Source organism: Halomonas sp. AOP25-F1-15 (assembly GCF_052378675.1).
In the GTDB taxonomy this organism is placed as follows: Bacteria; Pseudomonadota; Gammaproteobacteria; order Pseudomonadales; family Halomonadaceae; genus Vreelandella; species Vreelandella casei.
The window spans coordinates 53,275-76,384 of record NZ_JBQSXV010000001.1 but is presented as its reverse complement, the minus strand read 5'-3'; the positions used below and the strand labels follow the sequence as shown (position 1 = coordinate 76,384).

22 protein-coding genes and 1 pseudogene are annotated in these 23,110 nt (G+C 53.2%); 9 read left to right on the top strand and 14 right to left on the bottom strand.

Annotated elements, in window-relative coordinates:
- The first annotated feature begins 20 nt into the window (after positions 1-20).
- The 4 genes from ACT3TF_RS00390 (at position 21) to tatC (ending at position 2,097) form a co-directional block, all read left to right on the top strand.
- A complete protein-coding gene (locus ACT3TF_RS00390; RefSeq protein WP_441684177.1) occupies positions 21-377 on the top strand; it encodes a phosphoribosyl-ATP diphosphatase in 357 nt (118 codons plus the stop codon).
- A gap of 143 nt (positions 378-520) precedes the next feature.
- Positions 521-796 carry a Sec-independent protein translocase subunit TatA gene (tatA, locus tag ACT3TF_RS00385; protein ID WP_441684176.1) on the top strand — a complete coding sequence of 92 codons (276 nt, stop codon included), beginning with the start codon at positions 521-523 and terminating at the stop codon, positions 794-796.
- Between the two features lie 3 nt (positions 797-799).
- Positions 800-1,309, top strand: coding sequence for a Sec-independent protein translocase protein TatB (gene tatB, locus ACT3TF_RS00380; RefSeq protein ID WP_441684175.1), 510 nt, complete (start codon positions 800-802; stop codon positions 1,307-1,309).
- Positions 1,306-2,097, top strand: a complete 792-nt coding sequence (tatC, locus tag ACT3TF_RS00375; RefSeq protein WP_096278168.1) for a twin-arginine translocase subunit TatC — start codon at positions 1,306-1,308, stop codon at positions 2,095-2,097. The genes tatB and tatC overlap by 4 nt, the downstream gene beginning before the upstream one ends.
- A gap of 93 nt (positions 2,098-2,190) precedes the next feature.
- Here the strand turns inward: tatC and elbB are convergent, their stop codons facing one another.
- Positions 2,191-2,850: an isoprenoid biosynthesis glyoxalase ElbB gene (gene elbB, locus ACT3TF_RS00370; protein WP_192536094.1), complete on the bottom strand. Its 660-nt coding sequence runs from the start codon at positions 2,848-2,850 to the stop codon at positions 2,191-2,193.
- A 193-nt stretch (positions 2,851-3,043) separates the two neighbouring features.
- Here elbB and hemB point away from each other — a divergent pair, with 193 nt between their 5' ends.
- Both hemB and ppk1 read left to right on the top strand, forming a co-directional pair.
- Entirely contained in the window at positions 3,044-4,054 is a 1,011-nt protein-coding gene (gene hemB / locus ACT3TF_RS00365) for a porphobilinogen synthase (protein WP_444671370.1), read from the top strand.
- Between the two features lie 153 nt (positions 4,055-4,207).
- Positions 4,208-6,397 carry a polyphosphate kinase 1 gene (ppk1, locus tag ACT3TF_RS00360; protein ID WP_444671369.1) on the top strand — a complete coding sequence of 730 codons (2,190 nt, stop codon included), beginning with the start codon at positions 4,208-4,210 and terminating at the stop codon, positions 6,395-6,397.
- Between the two features lie 6 nt (positions 6,398-6,403).
- Here the strand turns inward: ppk1 and ACT3TF_RS00355 are convergent.
- Positions 6,404-6,487 (bottom strand): annotated as a pseudogene (locus tag ACT3TF_RS00355) (hypothetical protein); the annotation flags it as partial.
- A 168-nt stretch (positions 6,488-6,655) separates the two neighbouring features.
- Between ACT3TF_RS00355 and ACT3TF_RS00350 the strand changes: the two are divergent.
- Entirely contained in the window at positions 6,656-7,594 is a 939-nt protein-coding gene (locus tag ACT3TF_RS00350; RefSeq protein WP_096278160.1) for a LysR family transcriptional regulator, read from the top strand.
- Here ACT3TF_RS00350 and ACT3TF_RS00345 read toward each other — a convergent pair.
- Positions 7,557-9,155 carry an ATP-binding protein gene (locus tag ACT3TF_RS00345; RefSeq protein ID WP_444671368.1) on the bottom strand — a complete coding sequence of 533 codons (1,599 nt, stop codon included), beginning with the start codon at positions 9,153-9,155 and terminating at the stop codon, positions 7,557-7,559. The genes ACT3TF_RS00350 and ACT3TF_RS00345 overlap by 38 nt on opposite strands.
- A 16-nt stretch (positions 9,156-9,171) precedes the next feature.
- Positions 9,172-9,930, bottom strand: a complete 759-nt coding sequence (locus ACT3TF_RS00340) for a response regulator (protein ID WP_096278156.1) — start codon at positions 9,928-9,930, stop codon at positions 9,172-9,174.
- A gap of 228 nt (positions 9,931-10,158) precedes the next feature.
- Here ACT3TF_RS00340 and ACT3TF_RS00335 point away from each other — a divergent pair, with 228 nt between their 5' ends.
- Positions 10,159-10,299, top strand: a complete 141-nt coding sequence (locus ACT3TF_RS00335) for a hypothetical protein (RefSeq protein WP_176483372.1) — start codon at positions 10,159-10,161, stop codon at positions 10,297-10,299.
- Positions 10,300-10,432: 133 nt separating this feature from the next.
- On the opposite strand, the gene ACT3TF_RS00330 is transcribed toward ACT3TF_RS00335, so the two are convergent.
- The 8 genes from ACT3TF_RS00330 to ACT3TF_RS00295 form a co-directional block, all read right to left on the bottom strand.
- Positions 10,433-10,945, bottom strand: coding sequence for a retropepsin-like aspartic protease family protein (locus ACT3TF_RS00330; RefSeq protein WP_096278154.1), 513 nt, complete (start codon positions 10,943-10,945; stop codon positions 10,433-10,435).
- A 57-nt stretch (positions 10,946-11,002) separates the two neighbouring features.
- On the bottom strand, positions 11,003-12,346 hold the full coding sequence (locus ACT3TF_RS00325; RefSeq protein ID WP_096278152.1) for an MFS transporter: 1,344 nt from the start codon (positions 12,344-12,346) through the stop codon (positions 11,003-11,005).
- A 132-nt stretch (positions 12,347-12,478) separates the two neighbouring features.
- Entirely contained in the window at positions 12,479-12,643 is a 165-nt protein-coding gene (locus tag ACT3TF_RS00320; RefSeq protein WP_176483371.1) for a hypothetical protein, read from the bottom strand.
- A 97-nt stretch (positions 12,644-12,740) separates the two neighbouring features.
- Positions 12,741-14,363: a BCCT family transporter gene (locus ACT3TF_RS00315; RefSeq protein ID WP_444671367.1), complete on the bottom strand. Its 1,623-nt coding sequence runs from the start codon at positions 14,361-14,363 to the stop codon at positions 12,741-12,743.
- A 160-nt stretch (positions 14,364-14,523) separates the two neighbouring features.
- On the bottom strand, positions 14,524-15,429 hold the full coding sequence (locus ACT3TF_RS00310; protein ID WP_441684171.1) for a metal ABC transporter permease: 906 nt from the start codon (positions 15,427-15,429) through the stop codon (positions 14,524-14,526).
- Positions 15,429-16,559, bottom strand: a complete 1,131-nt coding sequence (locus tag ACT3TF_RS00305; RefSeq protein WP_096278146.1) for a metal ABC transporter permease — start codon at positions 16,557-16,559, stop codon at positions 15,429-15,431. The genes ACT3TF_RS00310 and ACT3TF_RS00305 overlap by 1 nt, the downstream gene beginning before the upstream one ends.
- Before the next feature lie 2 nt (positions 16,560-16,561).
- On the bottom strand, positions 16,562-17,341 hold the full coding sequence (locus ACT3TF_RS00300) for a metal ABC transporter ATP-binding protein (RefSeq protein WP_096278144.1): 780 nt from the start codon (positions 17,339-17,341) through the stop codon (positions 16,562-16,564).
- 33 nt (positions 17,342-17,374) lie between these two features.
- Positions 17,375-18,337, bottom strand: a complete 963-nt coding sequence (locus ACT3TF_RS00295) for a metal ABC transporter solute-binding protein, Zn/Mn family (protein ID WP_096278142.1) — start codon at positions 18,335-18,337, stop codon at positions 17,375-17,377.
- Positions 18,338-18,633: 296 nt separating this feature from the next.
- Between ACT3TF_RS00295 and ACT3TF_RS00290 the strand changes: the two genes are divergently transcribed.
- Entirely contained in the window at positions 18,634-18,990 is a 357-nt protein-coding gene (locus ACT3TF_RS00290; RefSeq protein WP_096278140.1) for a hypothetical protein, read from the top strand.
- Between the two features lie 98 nt (positions 18,991-19,088).
- Here the strand turns inward: ACT3TF_RS00290 and ACT3TF_RS00285 are convergent, their stop codons facing one another.
- A complete protein-coding gene (locus ACT3TF_RS00285) occupies positions 19,089-19,985 on the bottom strand; it encodes an AEC family transporter (protein WP_096278138.1) in 897 nt (298 codons plus the stop codon).
- 67 nt (positions 19,986-20,052) lie between these two features.
- Positions 20,053-23,025, bottom strand: coding sequence for a bifunctional [glutamate--ammonia ligase]-adenylyl-L-tyrosine phosphorylase/[glutamate--ammonia-ligase] adenylyltransferase (gene glnE, locus ACT3TF_RS00280; RefSeq protein ID WP_444671366.1), 2,973 nt, complete (start codon positions 23,023-23,025; stop codon positions 20,053-20,055).
- Positions 23,026-23,110: the final 85 nt, after the last annotated feature.

Below are 23,110 nucleotides of genomic sequence, written 5' to 3'. Positions count from 1 at the left end.
CAACGATTATAAGGATTTTCATGGACACCGACGCATCATCGACTAGCAATGCGTATGTGCTGGATACTCTCAATGGGGTACTCAAGCAGCGACGTTATGCAGCAGCAGAAGAATCTTATGTTGCGTCCTTGCATCACAAGGGTTTGAACAAGATACTTGAAAAAGTGGGCGAAGAAGCCACTGAAACTGTGCTGGCGGCCAAAGATGCAGAGCACGGCGGTGAGGCTGAGCGCCAAGCGCTGATTTCTGAAACGGCCGACCTGTGGTTTCATAGCCTGGTGATGCTGTCTCATTTGGATCTTGATCATCAAGCCGTTTTAGACGAGTTGGCACGACGCTTTGGCATTTCAGGCCACGATGAAAAAGCCTCTCGCTAGCAATAATATCGACGTTATGGCTACGCTTGGCGTAGGCTTAGCTTACCGGCACCAGTAGTCAGGAAGCATGTAGCTACTGAGCATTCAGTCGCCTAAGCATATAGTGACTAAGAAAGTTAACCTGTACCCATGAGGAAACGCATATGTTAGGTGGTATCAGTATTTGGCAGTTGCTGATTGTTCTGGGCATCATCATCCTAATTTTCGGCACCAAAAAGCTGCGCAATGTAGGCACCGACCTCGGCGGGGCGGTCAAAGGCTTCAAGAAAGCCATGCACGACGAAGAAAAAAACAAAGAGGCTGATAGCGAAGATCCCCATCAGCCGAATGCCAAAGTCAGCCACGAAGAGCCTGGCAATACGTACGATGTGCAGGCTGAAGAGAAGCGTGCCGCTGAACGCAACGAAGAGCGCAAGTAACACATGCTAGATATCGGCTTTCTTGAGCTCATGCTTATTGGCATTGTTGCGCTGCTGGTGCTTGGCCCAGAGCGCCTGCCACGCGCTGCCCGTACGACGGGTCTATGGATCGGCAGAATCAAGCGCACGGTATCTGGTATGCAGCGCGAAATCAGCGCCCAGTTGGAAGCGGAAGAGCTGCGTCAAAAGCTTAACGATCAGCAGAAAAAGCTCAACGACAGCTTGCACAAAGCGAAGCTGGATGTAGAAAGCATTGTCGATAAACCCACGACAACCCGGGCTAAACCGACTAGCGCAGCAACGCCACGCGAAACATCACAGCCTGAAACACCGCAGAGCGAGATGCAGCAGCGCGCTGCCCAGGCCAACTCTCACTTAGATGACGCGCTGGAAACGGTGCGCGAAGAGGCACCTGCATCCTCCCCAGCGCCTCCCCCGGCCGCATCCTCAGTCAAAACAGACGCCACTGAAGCTGAGCGGGCTGCATTTAATAAGGATAGTAATCACCAATGAGTATGTTTGGCGATTCAAAGGAGCCTCAGCAAGATCAACCACAAGCCCCTCTTATTGAGCATCTAATCGAACTACGTTCACGCTTAATACGCGCCGTGGCTCTTATTTTGGTGATTTTTTTGGGCCTCTATGCCTTTGCCAACGACATTTATACCTTTGTCGCTGAGCCATTGATGGCGCTGCTGCCCGAAGGCTCGCAGATGATCGCGACTGAAGTGGCTTCACCCTTCTTAGCACCGTTTAAGCTGACCTTAGTCGTGGCCGTGTTTATTGCCATTCCTTTTGTACTGCATCAGGCGTGGGCGTTTATTGCACCGGGGCTTTACGATAATGAGAAAGCCCTCGCTATTCCTATCCTGGTCTCAAGCATTGCGCTCTTCTATGGCGGTGCGGCGTTTGCTTATTACGTGGTGTTCCCGCTGCTGTTTGAGTTTTTCACCCAGACAGGGCCGGAAAACGTCGCAGTGATGACCGATATCAACCAGTATTTGAACTTCGTTCTTAAACTATTTTTTGCCTTCGGCGTAGCGTTTGAAATTCCTATCGCGACTTTTTTGCTAATTCTTTCTGGCGCCACCACAGTAGAAAGCCTGTCCAAGAAGCGTCCTTATATCCTGCTGGGCTGCTTCGTGGTGGGCATGCTGCTTACGCCACCGGATGTTATTTCACAGAGCCTGCTGGCGATTCCGATGTACCTGCTTTACGAGGTTGGTCTGCTGTTTGGTCGCCTAGTACGCAAGCGCAAAGCGGAGAAAGAGGCGGCGGAAGAGCAAGAAGACATGCTATAGCGAAGGCACTAATGACGTAGATATCGAAAAGCCGCCGCCATTAATCATGGCGGCGGCTTTTTATATCTACCGTTAACAACCTCGCAATAGTCCTTAATCCATCATTTCTGCGATACGATCGACGAGCTTAAAGATGCCGGTGGCAGCTTCACTGATGCGCGTTGCCAGCATGTACGCGGGTGTCGTTACCACGCTGTGCTCAAAATCAACCACGATATCTTCTACGCTACAGGTGCGGTGCAGCCCGCCCATGGCGCTAATAGCACCGGATACCGCCGGGTCATTCCCCACCGTGACGGCAATACCATCCCCCAGCAGGCGGGGCACCAGTACCGGAGCAATACACATCAGGCCGATAGGCTTGGCTTCTTGACGAAAGCCCGCCAGCGCCTCTTTCAGCGCGTCTAGCACCTGCATATTATCGCTGGCACTGGCAAAGTCTGAAAGATTTTTGGCGACGCCAAAACCACCGGGCACAATCACCGCATCGAAGTTATCCGCATCCAACGCCTCTAGGGGGCTTATTTCCCCCCGCGCTAGGCGAGCAGACTCTAGCAGCACGTTACGCTGCTCGCCTTCAACAACCTCTTGCGTAAGATGATTAACAACATGCTGCTGATCGATATCGGGGGCAAAGCAGCGATACTCAATACCCAACTGGTCTAAGCGCAGCAGCGTCAGCGTGGTCTCATAAATTTCAGAACCATCGTAAACGCCGCATCCGGCTAAAATGACTGCCACCTGTTTGGCCATGCCTATCTCCTTATTATCCGAAACCACGTAGAGTTTGCCGAACGCACTACCGCAAAGCTGTTGCCCACTTTAGTCAGTGTGGTTGTTTGCCACAAGGCGTCTTTCGCCGCAGGGTATGGCTGATATACTGCCGGCAGGCCTTCGGGCACTCTTATTTAACACCCTCATTTGCGATCCTTAATGGAGACAACCTTTGAGTGCACTTACTCCCCGCCACTTTCCTGCCACGCGCATGCGCCGCATGCGCCGTGATGATTTTTCACGCCGCTTAATGCAAGAAAAAACGCTGACGCCCTCCGATCTCATACTGCCGGTCTTTGTTCTTGAAGGTAAAAATCAGCGTGAACCCATAGCTTCGATGCCCGGCGTGGAACGGCTTTCAATCGACCTACTCATTGAGCAAGCTCGCGAAGCGTTTGCATTGGGCATTCCCGCTCTGGCACTGTTTCCGGTCGTCGGCCCTGAGCAAAAAAGTGAGCTAGCCGAAGAGGCCTATAGCGCCAGCGGACTGGTGCAGCGTAGCGTGCGCGCGCTAAAAGAAGCGCTGCCTGAGCTTGGTATTATTACGGATGTGGCGCTTGATCCCTATACCATTCATGGTCAAGACGGCATTTTAGATGAGCAAGGCTACGTGCAAAACGACCGCACCGTAGAAACGCTGTTGAAACAGGCGCTTTCCCATGCAGAAGCCGGTGCCGACGTGGTGGCGCCCTCTGACATGATGGATGGACGCATTGGCGCAATTCGCCAAGTACTGGAGCAAGAAAACTTACACAACGTGCGGATCATGGCGTACAGCGCGAAGTATGCATCGCACTACTATGGGCCATTTCGGGATGCGGTCGGGTCGGCCACTAATCTGGGCAAAGCGGACAAGCGCACCTATCAAATGGACCCCGCCAATAGCGATGAAGCGCTGCATGAAGTGGCCATGGACATCAGCGAAGGCGCCGACATGGTCATGGTCAAACCAGGCATGCCCTATTTAGACGTGGTGCGCCGGGTAAAAGAGGAGCTCAACGTTCCCACCTTTGCTTATCAAGTCAGCGGTGAGTACGCCATGCATCGCGCAGCCTTCGATAACGGTTGGCTGGAGGCAGAGCCCGTCATACTAGAATCACTGATGTGCTTTAAGCGCGCTGGGGCAGACGGCATTTTGACCTACTTCGCGCTTGAGGCGGCGCGGCTATTGCAGCAACGCTAATGAAGTAAAGCGGCGCTAAGCTGCTTATTTGTGCCGCTTTTAACAAGATGACAATCCAGTGACACGTATTTGTCATCTTCTCCCCGCATACTGCGCTGATCTATCAGTATCAGGCTATGATACGTTCGAGCCATCGACGCGGGGAGATCCACCATGGACGAGCACGTTTCCAGTCCACCATTATTATCTACCGATCAAACCAGCAGCGACGGCGATACACCGCTACGTATAAATCGTACGCCCATCGGTATCCAGGCGCGTGAAGCGCTGCCTGAAACCGATCTTGACGACACCCAGCTCTACTTCAACCGCGAGCTGTCGCATTTACAGTTTAATATCCGCGTATTGGAACAGGCGCTAGACGATGCGCATCCGTTACTCAACCGGCTGATGTTCCTGCTTATTTTTTCCTCTAATATGGATGAGTTCTTCGAAATTCGCGTCGCAGGCCTCAAACATCAAATTGCCTTGGGCGATACAACCACGGCAGCCGACGGCCGGTTGCCCAAAGCAGTGCTAGCGGAAATATCCCAGCTAGCCCATGCGCAAATTGTCCGACAATATCAAATTCTCAACGAAATGCTGCTGCCCGCACTGGAAGCTCAGGGGCTACGTTTTCGCCGGCGAGATCAGTGGACCAGTGCGCAACAAGCCTGGGGCAGAGCCTTTTTTGATAACGAGATTATGCCGGTCATCAGCCCGATTGGCCTTGACCCGTCGCACCCTTTCCCACGGCTGGTAAATAAAAGCCTCAACTTCATTGTTGAACTGGAAGGCAAGGATGCCTTTGGCCGCGTAGGCGGCATGGCGATTTTGCCTGCTCCGCGCTCGCTACCAAGGCTAATGGCACTGCCCAAGGAGCTATGCGAAGAAGGCTTTTCAGAGTATGTGTTTTTATCATCGATGATTCATGCCCACGCCGATGAGCTATTTCCCGGCATGCGCGTACGCGGCTGCTATCAATTCCGCCTGACCCGCAATGCCGATATGAGCGTCGACCCCGAAGAAGTGTCTGACTTAGCCTCAGCGCTGCGCGGTGAGCTGCTAGCGCGGCGCTATGGCAGTGGCGTACGGCTGGAAGTAGCCGACAACTGTCCGGATGGCTTAGCCAATTTTCTGCTGCGCCAGTTTGAGCTTGAAAATGATGATTTGTACCGCGTTAAAGGTCCGGTCAACTTAACGCGCATGATGTCAGCCTTAGGCGACGTTGACCGCCCTGAGCTGCTTTATCGCCCGTTCATTCCCAGCATTCCCAAAGCACTCAAGGCAGGCAGTCTTTTTGATGCCATCGCGAAGAACGACATTCTGCTGCATCATCCCTTTCAGTCATTTTCACCGATTGAAGACCTGCTGCGCGAAGCGGCTCGCGACCCCCATGTGTTGGCGGTAAAGCAGACCCTTTACCGCACCGGGGCAGACTCGCCTATTGTGAGTGCACTAGTGGAGGCGGCCAGCCAAGGTAAAGAGGTCACCGTGGTGATTGAGCTGCGCGCACGCTTTGATGAAGCCGACAACCTGCAGCTTGCTTCACGCCTTCAAGAAGCCGGCGCCATCGTCGTTTACGGCATTATGGCCTATAAAACCCACGCTAAAATGCTGCATATCGTGCGCCGTGAAAAGGGCGAACTGTGCTACTACGCGCACCTTGGCACCGGCAACTATCACTCCAAAACGGCCAAGCTCTATACCGACTATAGCCTGCTGACCGCGAACAAATTGCTGTGCGCTGACGTACATAAAGTGTTCCAGCAGCTTTCGGGAATGGGCCGCGCGCGTAAAATTGATACGCTGCTCCACGCCCCCTTTACGCTGCACGAGCGGTTAGTCGAAATGATTGACCGTGAAGCGCACATTGCGCGTCAAGGAGAACGCGGACACATCATTATCAAATGCAACTCGTTAACCGAGCCTAAATTAATTAAAGCACTCTATCGCGCCTCCCAAGCGGGCGTAGAGTGCGACCTGATTATTCGTGGCATGTGCTGCCTGAAACCCGGCGTGCCCGGCGTGTCAGACAATATCCGCGTGCGATCCATTATTGGCCGGTTGCTGGAACACACCCGCGTATTTCATTTTCACAATGACGGCAAATCAGAAACATGGTGTTCAAGCGCCGACTTTATGTCACGCAACATGTTTCATCGAGTGGAAACCTGCTTTCCGCTGCTAGATAAAAAACTCGCTATCCGCGTGCGCAAAGACCTTGAAACCTATCTGGTCGACAACTGCCAGAGCTGGCTACTACAAACCGACGGCAGCTACCAGCTCCAAAACCCTGGCGAGAGTAACCCCATCAGTGCTCAAGAAACGCTGCTTTACGCCTATGCGTCAAAAGCTAGATAACGAACGCATTGGCGTAGTGCGTGGCACATCATCAAAGATAACCGGCGGCCTTACGCACCGTGCCCCATAGCTTTGCACCCAGCCGCAGCGGGCTCGCCGCTAGGCCCCCATGCGGGGATAGCCGAGAACATGAGAAACTGTCATGATGATATCTGCCAACGTGAATTATTTCACAAAGTCTGGTCGCCAGACAAAAATGAACTAAACTAACGCTTTTAATGACAAAGATGAAATCTATTCACACAAACAGGTTAAGCCATGATTGAACTGCGCCACCTTCGCACGCTGCTTGCTCTGCGCGAAACTGGCTCGCTGGTCGATGCTGCCGAACGCGTCCATCTGACTCAATCGGCGCTGTCTCACCAGCTCAAAGATTTAGAGGGCCGTGTCGACAGCGCGTTATTTATACGAAAAACGCGCCCGGTGGAATTTACGCGCGCGGGACTGCGCCTGCTCGCCTTGGCTGATCAGTTATTGCCTGAGGTACGTAAGGCAGAACGGGACTTAGCGCGCTTAGCGGGTACCGAGCAGGGCCGGCTGCATATGGCAATCGAGTGCCACAGCTGTTTCCAATGGCTGATGCCGACGGTGGACTACTTTCGCAACCATTGGCCAGAAGTTGAAATCGACATCCCCAGTGGCCATCATTTCGACCCGCTACCGGCGCTCGCCCGAGAGCAGCTAGACCTCGTCATCACCGCTGATCCTCAGCCGCTTGACGGCATTCACTATGCCCCGCTGTTCCGCTATGAAGGATTACTGGCTATCGCTCGACAGCATGCTTTTGCGGGCCAAGGGTTTATTGAACCTCAGGCGCTCGCGGATGAAACGCTGATCACGTATCCCGTCGAGCAGTCGCGTCTGGATATTTTCAGCCAATTTTTACATCCAGCCAACGTCCGCCCGCGTGAAATCCGTACAGCAGAATTAACCATTATGATGATGCAGCTGGTTGCGAGCGGACGCGGCGTATGCGCACTGCCTAGCTGGGCGCTAACCGAGTACCTGGAGCGTGATTATGTTAGCGCGGTGAAACTGGGCGAGCACGGAGTATGGAGCACACTTTACGCGGCGATTCGCGAAGAAACGCGGGAAGCACCCTGGATGCAGGATTTCTTACGCACTGCTCGCGAGACATCTTTTGCGGTGCTCTCAGGGATTAAGCCGGCGGATCTCGACGCGGAATCAGCAGCGTAAAACGCGCCCCGCCCAAGTGGGGGCTATTATCGACGGTAACGCTACCGCCGTGGCTAGCCATAACTTTCTGCACAATCGAAAGCCCCAGCCCGTAGCCGCCGGAGCTCCTGGCCCTGCTGTCATCCAACCGGGCAAATGGCTTGAAAATATCGGCACGCGCTTCAGGTGGAATACCCGGACCGTCATCCTCTACATCAATGCGGACGAGCCTGGGCTCATCCCATAGCCGGACGACCACCTGAGCCGTGGCATGACGGCAGGCATTACCCACTAAGTTTTGCAGCGCACGCTGTAAATAGCGAGGCTCCGCCAGAAGCTCGACTTCGTCACCTTGCAGTAGTGTGAATGTTAAGCCTTCGTGCAATGGCGAGAGTGTATCAATCACGCGCTCTGCCATGGCCCGGCACTCGACCAGCCCGGTTTCAAGCTCGGCGCCGTTAATCGTTTCGCCGCCTAATCTTGCATAGGTCAGAATTTCATCGACCAGCTCATCAAGCTCCGTAATATCAGCATCAATACCCTGTAGTTGGCGCCGGATAGCGGGCTGGTCAGTCATATCTTCGACCATTTGGACGGCAAAACGAATGCGCGCCACCGGGGTGCGCAGCTCATGAGAAACCGCGCGAATCATTTCTTGCTGCCCCCGCAGCAGGCTCTGCACCTGACTAGCCATGCCATTAAAGGCCATTCCCAACCGGCCTAGAAAATCACCGCTTTCAACTTTTACTCGGGTTTCTAAACGCCCGCTAGCAATCCGTGTAGCGGCCAGCTCAAGCCTTGCCATGCGCTCTTCAATGCTACGCATAATTAAATAGATGATAAGGCTGAGTACGATCATCAGCCCAACTAATAGGGGAAGGTGTAAATTCAGCGGTAAGGTATCGCCACGGGAAATGGGGCCCGCCTGTAGCCACGCCGATTCACCGGGCAGTTGATAAAGCAGCGTAATCGATAGCTTGTCGGACACTAATTGCGTCACGATACCACCGCTAACCAACAGCGTTTTCTGCTCAGCAGTTAGCCGGTCCGGCACGGTGGCCAGTAGCTGCAGCGGCCAGCTCCCCGAACGCAGCTCTTCTATAAGACTTTCACGCTCATTCAAGGGGGTTACCGCAAGCCAGTCGCCTAGCAATGAAATGCTGCCGTGCCACTGGTGCTCGCTCCAGTCGTCCGCCAGCCAAGCCTGTAACAGCTGGTTACTTTCCGGCAAACGCTGCTGCAACCGCCAAGGATCCTCTGCAACCAGTATTTTGCCCTGTTCTAAGCGGGAGCGTTCAAAGTAGCCAAGATCAGCATCGGCGATGGGCAATAGCGTAAGCTGTAAATCCAGCCGCTCTGAAAAGCGATCCAGCAGGCCACCGCGTTGCTCTACAGGCGTGTCGGCCAGCCGGCGCGTCATCAGTGACATCGGCAGCGCGGCGAGCTGCTCGCGATAGTCCTCGCGGCGCACCTGTTCGATAAACGAGCACCCGGCCAATACCATCGCCAACATCACCAGTAGCGCGAGGCCCAGCAGCACATAGAAGCGCAAAAACGACCCGCTGCTGAACACCCGCCGCATGACACCGCCTCTAAAATTAACTGTCTTTAACGAAGAGATAGCCTTTACTGCGTACCGTTTTGATGCGATGTGGATGGTGAGGATCATCGCCAATTTTGGGCCGGATTCGTGATACACGCACATCAATCGACCGATCTTGGCCGTCGTACTTAATTCCCCGCAAATCGCTGAATATCTCTTCGCGGGTAAGGACACGACCTGCGTTGCGGCCTAGCAGCCAAAGTAGATCAAACTCAGCGCTGGTTAAATCAATACGTTCACCGGAGAGCCACGCTTCACGCGTCGCATTGTCTATTTCCAGATTTTCGAAACGTAGCCGTATTTCGCCATTGGGCGCAGGGCCTTCAGCGCGGCGTAGCAATGCCCGCATGCGGGCAAGCAGCACCCTGGGCTGAACGGGCTTGGGTACGTAATCGTCGGCTCCCATTTCAAGCCCCAAGACTTGATCTAGGTCATCGGTGCGTGCCGTCAACATCATGATAGGGCCATAAAAGTTGGGCCTGACGCGGCGACAAATCGCTAAACCATCTTCGCCAGGCAGCATTAAATCTAAAATAACTAGGTCTGGCTGCAAGGTTAAAATACGATCAACCGCTTTAGCACCGTCGGCTTCCAACGAGACCTGGAAGCCGTTCGCTTGCAGATATTCGCGGGTTAGCTCGGCAAGGCGCTTATCATCTTCAATGATCAGAACATGATCTTGATCGGGGTAATCAGGCACGACAGGCGCTTGGGACTCAAGCGCCTGGAACTGCTGTTCCAGGTGATCAATCATCCTCTTTACTCACTCTACTTAGGCTGTCTGTTTTCACCGGTTAACCCAGCATCAGCACAGATAATATATTGTTGGCTCTAAGGATAACTCAAAACCATGAAAATGCCCTCTAATGTCATAATCATTACGCTTATTGGCGAATGCGTGCGGCCGGGCACTTGATTCCCCTACCCACGAGGGCTAATGTAGAAGCGCTAACTGTCGACAATCTGACAGGAGGATCCTGCCATGAAAAGTAATAATACGAAAAGTGTCATTAAGCGTGTGTATGTGCCTGCCCAGGTACGCGATCTGCCCAACGGGGAAAAATTAAAAACTCCCGGGCATTACAAATCACCACCGGGCGATGCAAGCGACGCCATTGAGTAACGAATACTCATAATACTAAAAAGGCAGGCCATCACAGGCCTGCCTTTTTACTTAGTCACGAGATTAAGCCAACCATCGGGAAAAATAGTAACACTATAGCGCATATTAACGTTACCTAATAAAGCGGAAATTACTACTCTGGAAGGCTCAGCCTCATCTCACCTGCATGCATTTCAATCGAGAAAAGGTTCAAAAAACTCATGCCCAACAATACAGTATCGCGCTCCATACCCGAGCTAATCGAGCCTTGAACATTTTGTACGGTGAGCCCTCCCAGCGACACCTCGCCCAACTCCGTTAACGCTCCTTCAACTCTGCCATTGGCGGTATTAAACCAAGCGCTACGCCCTGGCTCCAAACCTAGCTCTGCCGCTAAGTCGGCGGGCACTGCTACGTAAGTGGCACCAGTATCAAGTAAAAAAGTGACGGGCGAGCCGTTAATGCGCCCAGGGGACTCGAAATGCCCTGCGCGATTTCGCTTTAACGTGACAGGCTCACCCGCAGGCAGCGTGTGCACAATGTTGGCATTAGGACGCATCATTGCATCCAGACCACCGTGTATCCACCAGGTGCCAACCGCCATTAACAGTATCCAAAAGAGCAGCATCATTCCAATGCCGCCGCGCTGTGCCGACTGCGAGACCATATGCCTCCTCACTGAAAGAAGGGCTCCTTTATAGGCTGGTCGTTATGGGCATTACCGCTATTTTCCCCAAGCCAGCGCAGCTTCACGGCCACGGCGCTCGTTGACTCTGGCACAAATCAACATCGCGATAACGAACAAGGCAACGCATAATAAAATAGATGCCTGTAGGCCAATCAGCGCTTGCAGCACGCCCAGCATTACGATGCCCAGCACGCCCGCTAATTTATTCGCCAGCCCCCAAAATCCAAAGAATTCCGCTGACTTTTCCAGCGGTGAAAATAAGCCTACCAGCGCCCGACTTGCCGATTGGCTAGAGCCTAGACTCGCTCCCGCTAAGCAACCGACGACCAGGAAGACGTATTGAGCCTGCCACTGCACCTCAAAATGCCCGTTCACCCATTGCGTTACCTCAGGCGTTGCCCAAATAGCAATAATCGCCAGCACCCACAGCGCCAGCGTGATTTGATAGGTGCGCTTGGCGCCTAGCCGATCCTGCAGCCAGCCAAACCCTAATGCCCCTGCGGCGGCGGTGATCTGAACAATAATGAACATGATGTTGCGCACGCTTTCTTCCCAACCAATCACTTGAGCGCCATAGATGAAAGCGAACGCAATGATGATGTACACACCGGCCATTGAGAAAAGCAGTGAAATCAAAAAGGTCGTCAGGTCTTTAAAATGGCGTAACTCGTGAAACGTCACCGTCACGCGGTTCAGGGCAATGTGGCGATAAGACACGCCACGCGGCTGAGGCGTGCCGCGCTCTTTCAGCCAGAGGAAGGTAGGAATTGCGGTAATCAGAAAAAACCCTGCAGCAAAGGGACCCACCCAGCGGATGCGCTCAAAGTTCTCTGCGCTGGCCTCACCCAGTACCACCAACGTAAATCCCGCGGCAAATAGCCCGCCAATGTACCCTAACGACCAGCCAAATCCGGAAATTTTGCCCAGCGCTTCAGGTGGCCCTAATTCGGGCAAAAAGGCGGCAATAAATGATTCGCCCATAGAATAGGCGTAGTTAGACAGCACAATTAATAGCAGCCCCATAATGACGTAGCCTGGCTCAACGAAGTAAAGCATCGCCGTGGTCACCACGGTGGCTAGGTAGCTCACCAGCAGAAAACGCTTTTTCTCCGCCCGATAGTCCATAATCGCGCCGCACAGTGGTGCCGTCACCACTACCATTAAATAGCTGATCGCCAGGCCAAGACTCCATAAAAAATTAGCCAGCCTGAAGTTGTCGCCACGATCCCCGACAATCACGGTGGTAAAAAGCTCGCCAAATACCACCGTAATAATCAGCAGCGTGTAGGCCTGGTTAGCAAAATCAAACATCGCCCAGCCGAATATTTCTCGGCGCGACGCATAGGCACCGGTCACCTTAGCAGTGTTAGCTGACAGCATTGGGTCTCTCTCGCAGGGGGAATCGTAAGCCTAGCAGGTGTTTGATTAACATTCTTCAGCGCTACGCAAACGCCCAGCATCGCTGGGCGTCACGAAAAGCATGGGCAAAGAGAACAAGCTCTATCGCTAACGTTAGAGCAACCAGTGCGCAATAACCGCGGCAAAACCAATGGCCATCGCCGTAACGACCGCAATGGTCACTACTCGATCAAGCCAGCGATCAAAGGCTATTCCTTTAGAGAAGGCAGCCCCTTTAGGCTGCCTTCTAGTCGCCCCGTGGCGTCCTTGCCGAGCCATTAGCATCTTTGCCGCATGTGGGTTTGCTCCTAGAATAGCTAGCGCTTTAAACGCTAGCTCCCGCAATAGAAAGCTTTCTTATCTCTATTGATGCTGACTATTTAATGCGCCGATTGACCACATTGGGCGCGCGACGCAGCCGCTCCTCTTCACCTAATAGCTCCGCTTCAAAGGCATCGGCACCCACTGGCGTATCTCCATGGCGACGGTATAGTTGCATCAACATGGCTTTACGATCTGCTCGCAGCTCTTTCACCAATACAAAGATCATCATATACAAAATAAAGGTAAACGGCAGCGCTGACAGCACCGCAGCAGACTGAAGCCCGGCTAACCCTCCCGACGCAATCAAGGTGAAACAGATAGCGGCAATCAATACACCCCAAACCACGCGCTTGTACAACGGCGGATTAATGGAACCATTATCCGTCATTTGCGCCACAATATACGAGGCCGAATCAGCGGATGTCACCAAGAAAATAAAGATCAGCATCATTGCCACAACGGAAAGCACGCCGGAAAATGGCATTAAATCAAACATTTCAAACAGTGCGGCGGTGATATTATTCTGCGTCGCGGCGGCTAGGCCGATATTAGTACCATTAAGTTCCATATGCAGCGCCGCACCGCCAAATACGCCAATCCATAAACAGGCAAGCAGCGGCGGTACTAGCAACACCCCAAACACATACTCTTTGATAGTACGACCACGGGATACACGGGCGACAAAGGTTCCCACAAAGGGCGACCAGGCGATAACCCATGCCCAATAGAAAATTGTCCAAGAGCTCGCCCACTCATTATCGCTATAGGGAGAAATACGCAGGCTCATGCCGATAAAATTCTGCAGATAATCGCCGATACCGACGGTAATCGTTTCCAATATCGCAAGCGTAGGGCCAGTAATGAGCACATACAGCATCAACCCGATGCACAAGATCATATTGAGGTTAGATAGACGCTTAATGCCCTTATCCAAACCCGACCAAGTGGATGCCATATAGGCGCAGAACATAACGAAGAGAATAACAAACTGCCATAAGCCGTTTTCAGGCAAGCCAAATACGGCGTTTAAGCCACCGTTCATCTGCAGCACGCCTAGCCCCAGTGAGGTAGCAACGCCCATTACCGTGGCAACTACCGCAAATACGTCTAGCCATGAGGCATAGGGGCGTATCTTAGGATTTTTGGCGGTGACCGACGAAAGTACTGAAGAAACAAGCCCAGCCTGGCCTTTACGAAACTGAAAGTAGGCGATGATTAGCCCCACGATCGAGAACGCCGCCCACTGGTGGATCCCCCAGTTAAAGTAGCTGTACTGGATGGCGTAACGTGCCGCTGCTTCAGTCTCCGCAGTGACATCACCATAAGGTGGCTCAATGTAGTGAGACATTGGCTCGGCCATACCATAAAAAACCAAACCTACGCCAAACCCCGCGGCCAGCAGCATGCTAATCCATGAGAAAAAGCTATAGCTGGGTCGACTGTCCTGAGGCCCTAAGCGGACCTTGCCATATTTACTCAGCGCCAAGCCGAACAAAAAAATCACAAAACCGAAGACAGAAAATAAATAAAACCAACCAAAAATCTCGGTAACCTTGGATAACGCCCTTTCTGCGAGGCTTGCAAAACCTTCAGGAAACGACGCTCCCACAATTACCAAGCCCAAGATAATCACCACTGATGCGATGAAAACCGACTTGCCTCCATGATTGGCCATATAACCTTCCTGTTAGATAAGCATTGTGCACAAAGAGAGTGCTTGTACAGTTAAATGCTAACATTTTAGGATGGCAGGCGCATTTCAAGGCAAGGCAAGCTGAAATCATTCTATAAGAGGCGTGCTCCACTATTTTCTTAGTAACGCGATACGCCCTGTATCAAAGAGCATTCGCGCGACGTGCGTGCATGCGGCGAATTTTTTGACTCACAATGCCGTAGCGTGGGCCGCCAATAAACGCCAACACAAAGAAAGCACCGGTCATTACCGCCATCATGCCTCCAATCGAAACGTTCCAGCGCACCGCGAGATAGTAGCCGGTAACGCTCGAGGCAATCGAGATAAAGGCTCCGATTAGAAACATTAGCCACAGACGGTCGGTTAGAAGATATGCGGCAGAAGGTGGAACGATGGCAAAGGCAATAAAGAGCACGGCACCTACCGCATCAAAAGCAGCGACGGCGGTGGTACTGGTCAGCATCAGTAGAACGTAAAAAAGAATACTCGGGGCAAAGCCCAGTGTTTTAGCCAATGCAGAGTCAAACGTTGCCAGCTTTAGCTCTTTATAAAACAATATAATAAACAGGTAATTAATAGCCGTCACTATACCCATCGACACCAAGGCTTGCGGCACGTTGTAGCCAGCTATCGTGGTGGTATCCAGCCATATGAAGCCTATCTCACCGAGCAAAACCGTGTGGGTATCGATATGAACATCGTTGGCATACAGATTTAACAGCAGCACGCCGATCGAAAATAGCGCAGGAAAGACAAGGCCAATGGCCGCATCTTGTTTAACGCGCTTAGTATTGGCCAAAAGTTCCGTTAAAAACACCGTGAGTAGGCCTGTCAGCGCAGCTCCCACCAGTTGAAACCAGCCACTTTGCTGATGCGTCAGCAGCCACACAATGACGATCCCAAAGACAATGGAATGACTGATCGCATCGGTTAGCATGCTATTCCCGCGGAGCACTAAAAACGTTCCAACGGCGGATGATGCAATGCCCACCAGTGCGCCAACGGCCATTATCTGTAGCTCAATGCTACTGAAAAACACGTCCAGCATCAGGTGGTCTTCCCATTCAATTCAGCCATCACGCTTTGTGCTTCGCGAACGCCCAATGACGTTAACAGCCACCGATTCCCTGCCGACATTGGCAGGCAGGGCGTTTTTTGACTAACCAAAAACCCCTTTCGACGTAACTGCCAAAGCGCTATCGCGGCGGAAAAATTCAGCCTAAACGGCAAGTTGTGAACCTCTTGATCACGCGTTGACTGGGTTTTATAGAGGGTATAAAGAATTTGGCGCCGACGCAGCTGAGACACTTGGCGAAGATGCTGAAGCAGCCCCCATAACAATCCACGCTGTGGCGCTATCGCCAGCGAAATTAGCACAATAATAGACGCCGATAGGATAATTAGCGGCCCTGTTGCTAGCCCGCGAGACAGCGCGCTAATCGATGCCCCAGAAACACCGCTTACCACGCCGACACCGGCGGCAATAAACACCATGGCTCCCAAATGACGACTCCACTGACGAGCAGCAACGGCTGGCGCCACAATCATGGCGGCCATTAGCACCACGCCTACCATTTGTAGCCCGACCACCACGGCCAACGTCACCATGGTGGTCAGTAGCACTTCTATCAACGACACTGGCAGCCCTACGGTATGCGCAAACTCAGGGTCAAACGTCACCAGCTTGGCTTGTTTCCATAGAGCGCCAAGCAGCGTCAATGAAAACAACGTAATGCCCCCCATCAGCCATAAATCTGAGCGCAGCGTCGCGGCAGCCTGGCCAAAAAGAAAGGACTCTAACCCGCCTTGCGATGCGTTATTGCTGCCCTGAATATAGGTAAGCAGCACCAGACCGATCGCAAAAAAAATGCTCAAACAGATACCGATACTGGCATCCGTTTTAAGCCTGCTCATACGCGTTAAAACGAGCATCAATAGCGCGGCTAACGCGCCCGTCACCATTGCGCCTACAATAATGCTGCCCATCTCGCGGCTGCCCGCGATAATAAAACCCAGGCAAACCCCCGGCAGTGCCGCGTGAGAAATAGCATCGCCTAGCAGGCTTTGGCGTCGCAGCACTGCAAAACTTCCCAGCGGTCCGCTAATCAGGCCTAACAACGCAGCCCCAATCACCACGTTTTGAAACGTATAGTCGTGCAAAATGCTTAGCCACTGCACTGTCAATTATCCCTTTTTGAGGCAGCAAACATCAGTGAATTGCTGTCATCTAGCAGGGCAATCTGCCCGCCATAGGCTTTGCGTAAGTTATCGGCGGTAAAGACGTCATCAACATTACCCATCGCCACAACGCTAACATTTAACAGCAGCAGCCAGTCAAAATAACGGCGCACTGTCTGCAGGTCGTGATGAACCACAATCAAGGTCTTACCTTCATCACGTAAACGCCGCAAGATATCGATAATGGCACGCTCGGTGGTCGCATCAACGCCGGCCATTGGCTCATCAAGAAAATAAACATCAGCCTTCTGAACCAGGGCGCGAGCGAGAAAAACCCGCTGCTGCTGGCCACCGGATAGCTGACTGATTTGACGATCTGCTAACGCGCGCATCCCCACCATATCGAGCGCCTCAAGCGACTCTTCGCGTTCCTTGCGTCCGGGCCGTTTAAACCACCCCAGCCGACCATATAGGCCCATCGTCACTACATCGAGTGCGGTGGTCGGAAAATCCCAGTCAACGCTTGAACGCTGGGGCACATAGCCCACGCGCTTGCGCTGCGACTTATACGATTTTCCATCTATAAAGGCCTCCCCGGAAAGCGAAGGCACCAATCCCAGCAGGCTTTTAATCAGTGTGCTTTTGCCCGCACCGTTAGGACCGACAATACCGGCCATAACACCTGATGGAATATCGATATTGATATCCCACAGCACGGGCTGGCTGTGATAGCTAACAGTCAAATCATTAACACTTAACGCGACACGCTCATCACGCACCATAAACGCTCTCCGCAGCTAAACTGTTGCGTGCCTTCACTCGGCTATCTCCCAACGCTCTGCCCATTCAGAAAGCGCGTCTGGCATGGGCGCTAAGGTGCCTCCCAGCGCCTCTACAATATGCCGAGTGTTGGCGTAGATCATGCCGATATAAGTACCGTCTGCGGTATTGGCATCGCCCATTGCATCGGAATACAGCTCGCCGCCGATAGCAACCTCATGCCCGCGCTGGCGAGCTGCATCAATGACCGCTTGAATGGTACGCGGATTAATCGTGCTTTCTACAAAGATAGCGGGGACTTCACGCTCCACCACCACATCGGTCATGCTCCGAATATCTGCGATACCGGTTTCGGTTTCAGTGCTAATCCCCTGAATGCCTTCCACCTCAATACCGTAAGCGCGCCCATAATAGCCAAAGGCATCGTGGGCGGTTACCAAAATGCGCCGACGCTCTGGAATGCTTTCAATACTTTCAGCCACCCACGCGTGCAGCGCGTTCAACTGCTCTTCGTATTTCGTGGCATTGGCTTCGATAGATGCTTGGCACTCAGGCCTTGCCGTCGTAAAAGCGTCGCTGATTGCAGGTATTGTTTGCGCCCAAAGCGAAACGTCCATCCACAAGTGGGGGTCAATGCCGTACACATCTTGAGACGTCATAAGCTCAGCGGGATCAATACCTGAGGGCCCTACCGCTAGCGTCGGTTTACTGTGCGAAAAGTTTTCCAGCACAGCGCCTAACTGGCCTTCCAAGGAATAGCCTGCATAGAGAATTTGCTCTGCTTGTCTCAGCATGGCGACATCGCTGGCATTCGCTTGATACAGATGGGGATCAACGCCAGGGCCCATCATCGCTTCTACTTCAACGCATTGGCCACCCACTTCTTGGGCAACATCGGCAATCATGCCAATAGTTGTCACCACGTTTAGCGGTGACTCATTGGCTGAAATTAAGGGTGCAAAGGACATCATCCCCAGTAAAGCTACTACTCGCTTCATCGCTCTCTTCCCCCAAGAATGTCCAAATCTTATGTTCACAACACATCGATAAAGCTCTCGATGCTGAAACCAGAACGTTGAGGCTAGTCAACAACTCGCAACAAGATAAGCTCAAGCAATTTATATTCACACATGGAAACAAACATAGCAATGGCTAACTTTTGGCAAAATTGCGCTCTCAGTAAAACGCAACGTCTCTGTGTATACGCCCAACATACCGAGGTGAACTTATTCGCTAAGCTGGCCTCCAAAGCGTACTGTGCACTCAATTGTGCAAGTCAATGATGGAGGCTCTAATGCCACAGATGAATCGTGACCAACGTAATGCTGCATGGCAAGCGGCTAACCAATGGCGTGCTCGCGCAACGCAAACTCAGCCCACCGGTTTAGCCGGCAGCTTAAAGCTGCTCTTTACATGGTTGGCGTTTGGCGCGCTAATGATCGTCGGCGTGGTGCTTGGTCTGTTTTTCTTATTGATTGGCTGGGCGATGATGCCGTTTATGCGCCATAAGATGAAAAAGCGTATGGAGCAAATGCGCGCAGAACAAGCGCAAGACATCGGTGGCGGCTATGCTAACCCACATGCGCCATCACAGCGCCCAGGCCACCAGGACGCATTAGACGGTAGTTATGAAGTAAAAGATGATCGCTAATTAGCCTGTCACTTTAAGCATCTAAGCGTCAGGCATCGCTGTTATTGGTTATCGTGCTTGCAGCGATGCTTTATGACACGGGGCTTATGAGATAGGCCTTATGATACGGGTGCGTATATCCAGGTAAATGCCGCGGCTAACGTTAGCGGCATTACGACCAAACTCCCTAAATTACCAATCAGCACCAGCGAAGCTACCTTTTGCGGTGCCAGCTGGTATTGCTCTGCAACCAAGTAATTCAATACTGCAGGTGGCAACGTTGCAAACACTAGCAGCACGGCCGTTTGCAGCGCATTCAGTGGCAGCAGCCACATTAACGGCAAGGCAATCACTAATCCGGAAAGCGGACACAGCACCGCCCCCAGCATGCCCGTGCGCCAATCGCTAAAGTCGATTTCCAGCAGCCGGACCCCTAATGCAAACAGCATGAGCGGAATACATACCCCGCCCAGCATATGCATGGCCTCTAGCAGCCAGCCCGGCAGCGCTAAATCACCAATATTCACGGCTAAGCCCGCCACACTCGCCAAGACAATCGGCATGCGCAGCATGCGCCACAGCGACGTGCGCGGATTGAGCATGTAAATCCCTATCGAAAAATGCAGCAGCATTTCGACAATAAATACCACGACCGCCGCGGGCAGCGCCTCAGGACCAAAGGCCAGCACCAATAGCGGCACGCCCATATTGCCTGCATTATTAAACATCATCGGAGGCAGGAAGGTTTTGATGTCTAACGATAGCCATTTAGCCAGTGGCCACAGTACCAGCCCCGACCCTAGCACCACCGCAACTGCCGCCGTGGCGAGCCAAGCGTATTCGGCTAGCGGCGCCTGGCGGTCGGCCAGCACGGCAAACACTAGTAGAGGGACGAACAGCTCCATGTTTAGCGTATTGAGGCTGCGAATATCTGGCGTGCGGTAGCGCCCGTAAACAGCGCCACAGCCGGCGATCAAAAACACCGGCAGCAGCGTGCCCAGAATATGCCCAATCATGTGGCTCGCCCTGCCTTGCGCCTTAGCATCATTTATTCTTCCAGATTATGTTGATAGCGACGGCTGGCTAGAGATCGTTAGCCATGGGCGGCTCAAGAAAACGCTGCCAAAGGGCCGTCACTATTTCACGCTGACGGCTAAATTCCTCACCATCGCTACGCGTTTTTTCACCGGTCAGCGCTGCACGATGAGTAGCGCTACGATAGGCAAGGTAGGCTTCTCGAAGACGCTCTGCTTCATCGAGAGGTAAGTACCCACTCTCTGTCAGACTCTCTAAAATCCGAATATTATCACTGTAGGTCAGCAGCGCCGGAGTTTGGTTAGCAAGCGCTAACACCGCGTACTGGCAAAGAAACTCGATGTCGACCATCCCGCCCGCATCGTGCTTAACATTGAACGTATCGCTGGTGGCTTTACTGCCCAGATGATCGCGCATTTTCTGACGCATTTTGACGACTTCGTCTCGCAACGCGGCGTTATCACGCTGACGAGATAAAATGTCGCCCCGAAGGCTGCCAAATTTTTCGGCGAGTAAACCGCTGCCTGCCACGACCCGTGCGCGCACTAATGCCTGATGCTCCCAGGTCCAGGCATTCTGATGCTGGTAATCGGCAAAGGCTTTCAATGATGTGACCAATAGCCCTGAATTGCCCGAAGGTCGCAGGCGCATATCAACCTCATAAAGACTGCCCGCCGGCGTCACCGCCGTCAGCAGGTGAATAATGCGCTGACCCAGGCGGGTAAAAAACATCGCTGTATCAATGGGCCTGGGGCCGTCAGTCGCACCTTTGCCGTCGCTATCATGCAAAAACACCAGGTCTAAATCGGAGCTGTAGCCCAACTCAATGCCACCCAGCTTGCCGTAGCCAATAATTAAAAACTCGGCCTCACTGGCATTGAACCCCTCAGGCACGCCGTGCTTACGCGTAATGTGCTTCCACGCCATCGCCAGCACCGCGTCAAGAATCACTTCGGCAATAAAGGTTAAGTAATCACTTACTTTCATCAAATGCCGAGTACCCGCAACATCGGAGGCAGCGACGTGCAGCGTTTTGGCATGCTTAAAGACCCGCAGCGCCTCCAGCTGCGCCTCTTCATCATCTTCGGGCAAGCGGTTCAGCGTTTGGCGCAGCTCGTCCGCCAAGCGTGCCTTATCGGCAGGCGTATATAGCGTCTCCGGCGTCAACAGCTCGTCGAGCAAAATGGGGTAGCGCGACAGCTGTTCGGCAATCCAGGGGCTGGCAGCGCACAGGTGCATAAGGTGCTCAAGCGCATGCGGATTTTCACGCAATAGCGCAAGGTAAGCGGTACGCCGTAGGACGGCTTCTATCAACGGCTGCACGCGTACAAGGGCCGTGTCCGGCGCATCGTTACTCGCCACGGCATCCAGTAAGAGCGGCATTAGTGCGTCCAGCCGCTCAAAGCCAATCCGCTGCATGCTTTGTACTTGGCGCGAGTGATACAGGCTCTGCAGCCGCTTCAGGGCTTTTTCGGGTTCGTGAAAACCTGCCTCGGTAAGATGCGTGATGGCCTCGTCTGCGTCTAACTCGCCGCGCCACATTAGCCGCCACTGAGCCAAACCCAACTGGCTGGCATCATTTGCCTCGTCGACATCGTCTTCGGGGTCCGCGATCACCGCATCAAAGTGCTGGCGCACCCGTTCACGCACTTCATCAAGCTGCGCCATCAAGCCAGACCAATCTTCATGGCCCATGGCAAAGGCCACCCGCTCACGATCACTATCATCGCTAGGCAAGGTCTGTGTCTGGCGATCTTCCAGCGCTTGAAGTGCGTGCTCAATATCGCGTAAAAAAGCGTAATCGGGCAGTAGCTCATCAACCACAGCTTGAGGCAACAAGCCTAGCTCGGGCAATCGGTTGAGCGCGGTTTTCAGCGACGTCACCTGCAGCTCCGTATCGCGACCGCCGCGAATTAGCTGAAAGGCCTGCACTACGAACTCAACCTCGCGAATGCCGCCAGGGCCAAGCTTGATATTGCTCTGCATACCTTTGCGCTTTACTTCGCGATTAATCATCGCTTTCAGCTCGCGCAGCGACTCAATCGCGCCGAAATCAAGGTAGCGGCGATACACAAAGGGGCGCAGCCCTGCTAGCAGCTCACGCCCTGCATCTACATCGCCCGCCACCGGGCGCGCCTTCAGCATGGCATAACGTTCCCACTCGCGGCCCTGATCTTGATAGTAGCTGGAAAGCATCGCAAAACTGCCCACTAGCGGGCCTCCATCGCCTAGTGGCCGCAGGCGCATATCAACGCGGAAGGCAAAACCATCGGCGGTCATAGCATCCAGCGCGGCAATTAGCTTTTGGCCCAGCTTAGTAAAATACTCCTGATGCTCTAACGGCTTGCGCCCGCCCTGGGTTTCGCCTTTTTCGGGAAAAGCAAAGATAAGATCAATATCAGAGGAAAGATTAAGCTCCCCGGCCCCCAGCTTGCCCATCCCCAAAATCACCAGACGCTGGGGCGTCCCGTCTTTGCGTGGAGCGGGCGCGCCCCAACGCGTGGCATAAAACTGCTCAAGCCAGGTTAACGCAGCTTCAAGGCATAGCTCGGCAAGCTCAGACACCGCCTTGGCGGTATCCCACATGGAGTGGTTGGGCACTCGGTTAAGATCACGCCAGATAATGCCCAGCATACGCTGACGGCGAAAACGGCGTATTACTCGCTGCATGCCTTCTTCGTCATCGATACGCTCAAGCGACTCATTCAGCCAGTTTTCCAGCGCCTCGCGCCCTGGATTTGCGTCTAGCTCGCCGGCGACATCAAGCTCAGTCAGCCAGTGCGGGTATCGGGCAAGGCTATCCACAAAGAAGGTTGAGATCGACAGCACTCTAGCCAGGGCCTCGCGGCGGGCTTCAGAAAGCCCCTGCCAGCTACTTGAAGGCAGCTCCTGCTGAGTCATCTCGGCGATATTATCCGCCTGGGCTAGCGCCTCAACCAAGCGCTGCCAAGCAGATTGGGCCACTGTTTGTAACGACGCTGGCAGCGTCGACAACGGTAAAAAATCGTTGTTCACTTGCATAATCACCTCGCTGCCAAGCACGTTTATCAGCGTTGAAAAAGTTCGCCTAGTTAGCTAGTTATTAAACTTGGCCTTCCAACCCCGA